This window comes from Amycolatopsis sp. NPDC102522 (assembly GCF_055584485.1).
Genome location: NZ_JBVJLY010000005.1, coordinates 289156 through 296266, shown reverse-complemented (window position 1 = coordinate 296266; position 7111 = coordinate 289156). Strand labels below are relative to the sequence as shown.

Genomic DNA, 7111 nt, shown 5'->3' with positions numbered 1-7111 from the left:
GTCGAGGTCGCGTGCACCCGGCTCAAGCGCCGAGTTGCTGGTCAATGAAGGCGAAGAGTTCGTCGTCCGAAGACGGCGTGAAGCCGGGCCCGTCCAGGCGCTCGGCGAGTTTCCGCAGGCGTGCGCCCGCTTTGACGTGGTCTTCGGCGCCCGGGTCGAGACGACTCAGGGCTGCCTCCAAGCCGTCGAGCAGGCCTTCCACGTCGTCTTCCGTCCCGGCCAGCTCCTGCCAGAGGTAGGCGGCGAGGGCCTGCGGGGTCGGATGGTCGAAGACGAGCGTCGCGGGCACGGCGAGGCCGGTCGCGGCGTCGAGGCGGTTGCGCAGTTCGACCGCGGTGAGCGAGTCGAAGCCGAGTTCGGTGAACGCGCGATCCGGCCCGATGGCCGACGTGTCCGGGTGGCCGAGCACGCGGGCCACGGTCTCGCGGGCGACCTTCAGCAGCAACCGTCGCTGTTCGGGCTCGATCAGCCCGGTCAACCGCGACCGCAGATCCACCACCGGCGCTGCCTCGGCCGCGGTTTCCGGCCGAGGCAGCTCGGCGAGCATCGGCGCGGCGCGGAAGTCCTCGAAGAACGAAGGCCAGTCGAAGTCGGCGACGGTGACGCACGTGTCGTCCGCCGCGATCGCGCGGACGAACTCCTCCGCAGCGGCTTCCGGGGTCATCGGGCGCAAACCCTTGCGACGGACGGCGTCGTCGACGGCCTCGGCCATCCCGCCCTCGGCCCACGGGCCCCAAGCGATCGACACCGCCTTGACCCCTTCGGACCGCCACTGGGTCGCGAGCGCGTCGAGCTCCGCGTTCGCGGCGGCGTAGGCGGCCTGACCGCCGTTGCCGAGCACCCCGGCGATGGAGGAGAACAGCACCAGCGCGTCCAGGTCTTTCGTGAGCTCCCGCAGATGCCGCGCGGCGGTCACCTTCGGCCGGGCGACGGCTTCGAAGCGCTCCGGGGTGGCGTCGTCGAGCAGCGCGTCGTCGAGGACGCCGGCCGTGTGAACGACCACTTTGAGATCGTCGAGGCCGGCGACCACTATGGACAGTGCTTCACGGTCCGCGGCGTCACAGGCGTGGATGCTGACGCGGGCGCCGAGGTCTTCCAGTTTTTGGCGGAGTTCCGCCGCGCCCGGCGCGTCCTCGCCGCGCCGGGAAAGGAGCACAAGGTGTTCCGTTCCGGCTCGGATCAGCCGTTCGGCCACGAGTGCGCCCAGCGCGCCGGTGCCGCCGGTGATCAACGCGGTACCGGAGGTGGTCCACGCCGTGGTGGGCGCGGGGGCCGCGGGGACGAACCGGCGGGCGAAGATCCCGTCCTCGCGGATCGTGACCTCGTCCTCCGGACCGCCGAGCACGTCCTTGAGGCGGGCGGCGTCCGGGTGCTCGGGCAGGAGCACGCAGCCGCCCCAGCGGCGGGGCTGTTCGATCGCCGCGACCCGCGCGACCGCGGCGACGCCGGGATCGCCGGTGGCGCACCAGATCTTCGCCGGAGTGTCCCGCAGGACGGCGGCGAGCGCGGCGCCGTCCGCCGGGAAGGCCAGGACCGGCCCGGTTTCCGGGAGTTCCGTCACCAGGGGCGCGTCGAGTGCCTTCGCGGCGGCTTCGGCCCACGCGTGGTTTTCGGGGGCGTAGACGGTCCAGACCTCAGATGTCGGTGCTGGCTCGATCGAGCGCCAGACGATTTCGTAACGCCGGGCCGGGGGCGTGCTCCGATCGGCGGCGAGCCAGAAGCGGTCGCGCCGGAAGGGATACGTCGGTAAGTCGACATGGGAACCCCCGTCGAGCATCCCGGCCCAGTCGAGCCGGACACCGGCGGTGAAGAGCCTCGCTCGCGCGAGATCGGCGGCGACCGCCTCGTCACGGTCTTTCCGTTGCGTGGCGATGAAAGTCCCGTCGGCGACACAGTCCGCGCCAAGGGCGGTCAGGGAGGCGTCCGGCCCGATCTCGACGAAGCGCCGGACTCCGCGCGCGTGCAGCGCCACGACGCCGTCGGCGAACCGGACGGGCTCGCGCACCTGCCGCACCCAATACTCCGGGTCGCGCACGTCACCGGCGATGATCGGGATCCGCGGCTCGGTGTACGTCACGCTCTCGGCGACTTCACGGAAGTCGTCGAGCATCCCGTCCATCATCGCGGAGTGGAAGGCGTGGCTGACCGAAAGTCGTTTGGTGCGGCGGCCGGGGAAGGTGTCGATCACCGCTGTGACCGCGGTTTCCTCGCCGGAGAGCACGACGGACGAAGGACCGTTGATCGCGGCGATGCTCACACCGTCGGGCAGATCCAGTTCCGCTTCGGTGGCCTGCAACGCGACCATCACGCCACCCGAGGGCTGCGCTTGCATCAACCGGCCGCGGGCCGCGACCAGGCGGGCGGCATCGTCGAGCGACCACACCCCGGCGAGGTACGCCGCGGCGAGTTCGCCGATGGAGTGCCCGAGCAGGAAGTCCGGCTCGATGCCCCAGGACCGCACCAACTCGGCCATCGCGATCTCGAACGCGAACAGCGCGGGCTGGGCCACGTCGGTCCGGTCGATCCTCGCCTGGTCTTCGCAGGAAAGGACTTCGGCGAGCTTGAAGCCGGTGTGCGCGTCGAGCCGTTCCGTGACTTGGGCGAAGGTCTCGCCGAAAACAGGGAACGCCGAGGAAAGCGTGGTGCCCATCGCGAGCCGCTGCGCGCCTTGTCCGGTGCAGAGGAAGGCGATTTTGCCGCTGCCCGCGCGGCCGGTGACGACACCGGGCGCGGCCTCACCGCGGGCCAGCGCGCCGAGTCCGGTGAGGAGTTCTTCTTCGTCCGCGCCAGTGACGACCGCGCGGTACGGCAGCGGCGCCCGTCCGGTGGCGAGCGACCAGGCGATGTCGGCGGGGTCGCCGCTGGTTTGGAGCAGCCGGTCCGCCAGCTCGGGCAGGGCGGCTTCGCTGCGAGCCGAGAGCACCCACGGGACTCGGGCTCGGGTGTGGTGCTCGGCGGGGACCTCTTCCGGAGCTTGCCGGAGGATGACGTGCGAGTTGGTGCCGCTGATCCCGAACGACGACACCGCGGCCGCGCGCGGGCGGCCGGTCTCGGGCCAGGGCCGGTGCTCGGTGAGGAGTTCGACCGCGCCGGACTCCCAGGCGACGTGCGGGGACGGTTCCTCGGCGTGCAGCGTGCGCGGCAGCTCGCCGCGGCGCAGCGCCTCGACCATCTTGATGATCCCGGCGACCCCGGCCGCGGCCTGCGTGTGCCCGATGTTGGACTTGACCGAACCGAGCCACAACGGGCTTTCCCGCTCGCGGCCGTACGTGGCCAGCAGGGTGTCGGCCTCGATCGGGTCACCGAGTTTCGTGCCCGTTCCGTGCGCCTCGACGACGTCGATGTCCGAAGTGGACAGTCCGGCGCCGGTCAGGGCAGCGCGGATCACGCGTTGCTGCGACGGCCCGTTCGGCGCGGTGAGGCCGTTGGACGCGCCGTCGGAGTTGACCGCGGAACCCTGGACGACGGCGAGCACGCGGTGGCCGTTTCGGACGGCGTCGGACAGCTTCTCCAGCACCAGGACGCCGGCGCCCTCGCCCCAGCCGGTGCCGTCGGCGCCCGCGCCGAAGGATTTGCAGCGCCCGTCCGGGGCGAGCCCGCGCTGACGGGAGAATTCGACGAAGGTGTCCGGGACGGCCATCACGGTCGCGCCGCCGGCCAGCGCGAGCGAGCACTCCCCCGTCCGCAACGCCTGCGCGGCCAAGTGCACAGCCACCAGCGACGACGAACAGGCGGTGTCGACCGACACGGCCGGGCCCTCGAAACCGAAGGTGTAAGCGACGCGGCCGGAAAGGACGCTGCCCGCCGTTCCGGTGCCGAGGAAGCCCTCGACGCCTTCGGGCAACTCGGTGACGCCGGATCCGTAGTCGTGGTACATGATCCCGGCGAACACGCCGGTCGCGCTGCCCTTCAACGCCGAGGCGTCGAGTCCGGCGCGCTCGATCGCTTCCCAGCTTATCTGCAGGAGCAGTCGCTGCTGCGGGTCCATCGCGAGCGCCTCACGCGGGGAGATACCGAAGAACTCGGGATCGAATTCGGCGGCCTCGTGGAGGAATCCCCCTTCACGCGCGTACGACGTGCCGGGATGGTCGGGGTCGGGATGGAACAGCTCGGCGAGGTTCCAGCCGCGGTCTTCGGGGAACTCCGAGACCGCGTCGCGGCCGGCGGCCACCAGATCCCACAACGCCTCGGGCGAGTCGACGCCGCCCGGGTAGCGGCATCCCATGCCGATGATCGCGACCGGCTCTCTCGCCGCTTCGGCGAGCTCGCGGTTGCGCGCGGCCAGCCTGCTGTTCTCCTTGACCGACTCCCGCAGCGCGGTCACCAGCTCTTCGGGTGTCGCCATCAGATTCTCCGGACCGGACGAGACGGACGCAGCTCGGGCATGGCCTCATCCTGTGCGCGGGCGCCGCTTGCCCCGGGCGCTGTTCGCCACGACGGCCCCATTCCCCGGTAACCGCGGGCCCACCCGTGACCGCGACGGCGTTCGGTCCGGGGGCGTGAGCGGTAAGCGTGTGGATTTCTGCGCGTCCAACGCACCAAAATCCACAGTCGGCGCCACAAGCCCGGCATCGCACAGAGCCGCTGACCCGCCGCATTTGGCTTACCCCTCGATAACCTGGCTCTTCGATTGGTTGTTCACGTGTTTGGCGAAGTCGCCGAACAGTGCGAAGGTTCCCGCCCCGACCCGGGTGGTCTACCGCGATATCGCAGATGACGATGCGGCCAAGGAGAGCCTTCGAGAAGACAACGAGGCCTGGTGTACTCGGGCCGTCGATCTCGGGGTGTGGCTGGAGGTTCGTCTGGGTGTGGGCATGCCGAAGGGCCCGTCGCCGGTGGTGGTGGCGGGCTCGTCGGGGTCAGCAATGGTTGCGGCGGGGCGTCTGTAGCGGGTCCAGGTATTGCGGCGGAATGAACTCGGGTCTGCCGTCGTCAGCGATGTGGACTGTCCAGCCGGATTGTCCGTGGATGACCAGGTGATGGTACCGGCACAGCAGGCAGAGATTATTCAAGTCCGTGTCGCCGAGGTGGCCCCACGGAAGAATGTGGTGCGCTTCGCACTGTTTGGGTTTCCGATGACAGCCCGGGAAGGCGCAGCCTCGGTCCCGGAGGTTCAGGGCGCGGCGTTGTGTGGGGGTGACGGTGCGGGCGGCGCGGCCGATGTCGAGGGGTTCGCTCTCGGTGCCGAGGACGGCGGGGATGATTTTGGCGTCGCAGGCGAGCATGCGGGCGTGGCGTGCGGTGATCTGAGCAACCCCGTCCACACACGCCATCCCCAGCCCTGACGTCAAGGTGTCCAGCGGGATGGTCACCACGATGGTGGTGCGGTCCCCGGACAGGGTCGGTGCCTTGTCGTTGGTCATCGCGTAATGGATCGCGTCGGACAACGCGTCCCCATTGCGTTCACCGGGGGTGCGGGGGTCGCGGTTGCCGTCCTCGTCGACGGGTCTTCGCTGCCCCCACGTCTCGAACAGCGCGTTCGCACGAGCCCCGAATTCGGGGTCGAGGAGTCCGTTCAACCGCCACCAGCCATCATCACGTTTCCGCAGATACACCTCGCGCGACGGTGGCGTCAGGTCCTCGTCTGTCGGCTCGTTACCGTCGGGATCGAGGTGGGCCAGCAGTTCCGCGCCGACATTGAGGATTTCCTGAGGGCCGGCGCGGCGGGCCAGGTTCACCAGGATCCGCTCGGCCCCGGACCGCTCTTCTGCCGAGGCGTCGGCGGGGATCTTCTTCAGCATCGCGAGGATCGGGTCCAGCTGCTGCTCACCGAGGTCACCCTCGGCCGCAGCGGCCCCGGCGAGCGGGGCGAAGGCGGGCGCGGGGGTGCCATCCAGATTCCGGCTTTCGTTCAACGCCACCGCCCGCGCCACGGTGTCGCGTGCCTCTTTGGGCGTGATCCGCGCGGTTTCGGCGAACCAGCCCGCGGTGGAGCCGTGCCCGAACAGCTCCATCGGGCCTCGGGATTCGATCTCGACCAGAAACTGCCCGACTTCCGCTAATGCCTGGCGTGCCACCGACAATCGCTCGACCACGCCGTGCGCGAGCTCGCGCGCACCGGCACGCCACAACTCGTGCGGCGGCTCGAGGATTCGCTGGCTGGACACCCCACAAGAATACCAATAATCGAACACATGTGCGGATATGAATCAATTTCTCGAAAGGTACTTCACATTCAATGAGCCTTTTCATCCGTGTTGATGCGGTGGATGTGGCGAAGCTCCTGGTAGATCAAGGCCACGTAGCTTAAGTTGATCTTGAGTGTGATCTTCCGCGTCTGCCGGGTCTGATCGATCAAGCCGGCGGCGAACCCGAGGCGCGACTGTCCACAAGGGACGCCAGGTCGGATCACGGTGCCCGACGTGGGCGCTTTGCGTGGTCGTGCGAGGGGGTCGTGAGTGGCAAAGAGCGTTAGAACGACCCTTACCACTCACGACCCCCTTGACAGAATCGCCCATTTCACCATCAAGCGGATATCCGGCCATCGAAAGTGTCCACACCGGTACCAGGAGCCGTGCTTTCCTACCCGTCGAGTATGTCGTTGTCCAGCAACATGTTGCGGTATGTCGCCGGGGTGATCCGTGGTCACCGGCGCCGGATCGGGTCGCCGTGGCGGCGGTTGTCGCCGGGATGGCAGGGGTTTCTGGTGCCGGCGTATCCGCGTAACGGCGACACCTATGCCCGGCTCGCGGCCGGGTTCGGCATCAGCATCGCCACGGTGTTCCGCGACGTCCGCGAGACGACCACCTTGCTCGCCGCGCAGGCACCTACTCTGACCAGCGTGTTATGGCAGCCGGCATGGAGTCACACCAACTACGCCATCCTCGACGGCACCGTGATCCGGACCGACCGCATCGCCGCGAACCGGCCCTGCTACTCCGGCAAACATCGCCATCACGGCATCAACCTGCAAGCCCTCACCGACCTCTACGGCCGGCTGCTGTGGATCTCCGAAGGACTACCCGGCGCGGCCACGTCACCACCCTCGCCCACGCCATCCTCACCCTCGAAAACCACCGATGAAAAAGGCTCAATGAGTGTGATTCTCGCAGAGGGAAGGCATAGATGACGTATCAGGCTGGATGCAGGGGACTTTCGCCGCAGCCAGCGC

At 69.0% G+C, this 7111-nt stretch carries 3 protein-coding genes; 1 reads left to right on the top strand and 2 read right to left on the bottom strand.

Annotated elements, in window-relative coordinates; all coding sequences use genetic code 11:
- Window positions 1-22: 22 nt before the first annotated feature.
- Window positions 23-4324, bottom strand: coding sequence for a type I polyketide synthase (locus ACZ6YV_RS16525; RefSeq protein WP_465510417.1), 4302 nt, complete (start codon window positions 4322-4324; stop codon window positions 23-25).
- A gap of 535 nt (window positions 4325-4859) precedes the next feature.
- Complete coding sequence (locus ACZ6YV_RS16520; protein WP_465510378.1) at window positions 4860-6107, bottom strand: HNH endonuclease signature motif containing protein; 1248 nt, start codon at window positions 6105-6107, stop codon at window positions 4860-4862.
- 428 nt (window positions 6108-6535) lie between these two features.
- Between ACZ6YV_RS16520 and ACZ6YV_RS16515 the strand changes: the two genes are divergently transcribed.
- Window positions 6536-7069 carry a transposase family protein gene (locus ACZ6YV_RS16515; RefSeq protein WP_465510377.1) on the top strand — a complete coding sequence of 178 codons (534 nt, stop codon included), beginning with the start codon at window positions 6536-6538 and terminating at the stop codon, window positions 7067-7069.
- Window positions 7070-7111 lie beyond the last annotated feature (42 nt).